Origin of the sequence: Corynebacterium striatum ATCC 6940 (assembly GCF_000159135.1) — a bacterium.
In the GTDB taxonomy this organism is placed as follows: Bacteria; Actinomycetota; Actinomycetes; order Mycobacteriales; family Mycobacteriaceae; genus Corynebacterium; species Corynebacterium striatum.
The window spans coordinates 1-1,528 of sequence record NZ_GG667537.1 but is presented as its reverse complement, the minus strand read 5'-3'; the positions used below and the strand labels follow the sequence as shown (position 1 = coordinate 1,528).

Here is a 1,528-nt window from a genome sequence, read left to right as displayed (position 1 = left end):
CGCTGATAATGGGAATACAGGATCGGAACCACGTGGAATGACCCACTTCTTGACTGGCCATGATCTCCTCATGTGCCTTCAGCGTGATCTGTCTTCCATGTTAGTTCCGCCCCTGTACCGCAATCCGGTGAATCCGCCCATGACCTTATAGGAGCGTGACGTCTCCACCGTGACCACCCCGGCAGGTGTCTAGTGTAGTCGTCCCATCAGCGTCTTGTCTGCCCGGAAACCCCGGATCGCGGGTCACCCGCACGTTTGCTCACAGACAGGACCTGATCCCCAATGCCTACCACTTTCGACTGCCCCACCGGCCCCGTCGCCGGAATCGACACCCACACCGATACCCACACTGTTGCCGTCATTTCGGACACCGGCCGGCACATCGCCACCGACACCTTCCCCGCCACCAACCCTGGCTACGTGGCGATTTCAGAGTTCATGGCAACCTACGGTGTCACCACCGTCGGTGTGGAAGGAACCAGCTCCTATGGAGCAGGCCTGACACGCCACCTTCGCACCCAGAAATACTCAGTCGTAGAAGTCTTACGCCCTACCCGGGCCGTTCGACGCCGGGACGGCAAATCAGACCCCGTTGATGCTGTCGCTGCCGCCCGCCAGGTGCTCACCGGGGAAGCCTTAAGCATCCCGAAAGACACTTCTGGGCCAGTGGAATCCCTCCGTGGGTTGCAGATCACCCGCCGTCAGCTCGTGATGACAGCAGCGAAACTGATGACAACGATCAAATCGTTGCTGGTCACAGCACCCGATGAGATTCGACGCCGCTATAGTGCGATGTCCACATTGGTCATGGTGGAGGCCTTGTCCCGGTGCCGACCATCAGCTGACCTGGCCGACCCCAGAAATGGGGTGCTCCTCGCGTTGAAGACATTAGCCACCACCTATCGTGATTTACAGAAACAGGGCACGCAGCTGGAAAAACACATCAGTATCCTGGTTGAGATGATCAATCCGCATGTGACCTCGATATTTGGGTGTGGTTCCGTGGTGGCTGCTGATCTGATTGTCAGTGTGGGGGATAATCCAGGCCGGATTCACTCCGAGGCAGCATTAGCTCATCTGTGCGGGGTCGCACCGATTCCGGCTAGTTCTGGACGGACTCATCGGCACCGTCTCAACCGGGGTGGTGATCGTCGGGCGAATTCTGCGTTGCATCGGATCGCGTTGGTGCGGATGCATCATGACCAACGCACCAGGGACTACGTAGCCAAACGCACCAAGGAAGGATTGTCGAAAAAGGAGATCTTACGGTGTCTGAAACGCGCCATTGTCAGGGAGGTCTACCGGGTGTTGTGCTTGGGTCAGGCCGTTCTTCCAACGGGCCAGGTAGAGGTTGATGAACTCAAAGCTCGACGGATCGAGAGACAGTTATCGCAAGCCCAGGTTGCTGAAAAACTCGGGTGTGCCCCGGCGAGAATCAGTGATATCGAAACCGGCAAGCGCCCTTTGCCGGAGTTGAGGTTGGCTTATGAAGAACTTCTCAAATCAGCTTGACACAACATAGGAGCAT

Annotated in this window: 1 protein-coding gene; it reads left to right on the top strand. The window is 57.3% G+C overall.

Going from position 1 to position 1,528, the window contains the following annotated elements; all coding sequences use genetic code 11:
• Positions 1-282: 282 nt before the first annotated feature.
• On the top strand, positions 283-1,512 hold the full coding sequence (locus tag HMPREF0308_RS12615) for an IS110 family RNA-guided transposase (RefSeq protein ID WP_005532235.1): 1,230 nt from the start codon (positions 283-285) through the stop codon (positions 1,510-1,512).
• Positions 1,513-1,528: the final 16 nt, after the last annotated feature.

Excerpts from the sequence above, each read along its gene's own strand:
- HMPREF0308_RS12615 (WP_005532235.1), top strand. The coding sequence starts at position 283 with ATGCCTACCACTTTCGACTGCCCCACCGGCCCCGTCGCCGGAATCGAC.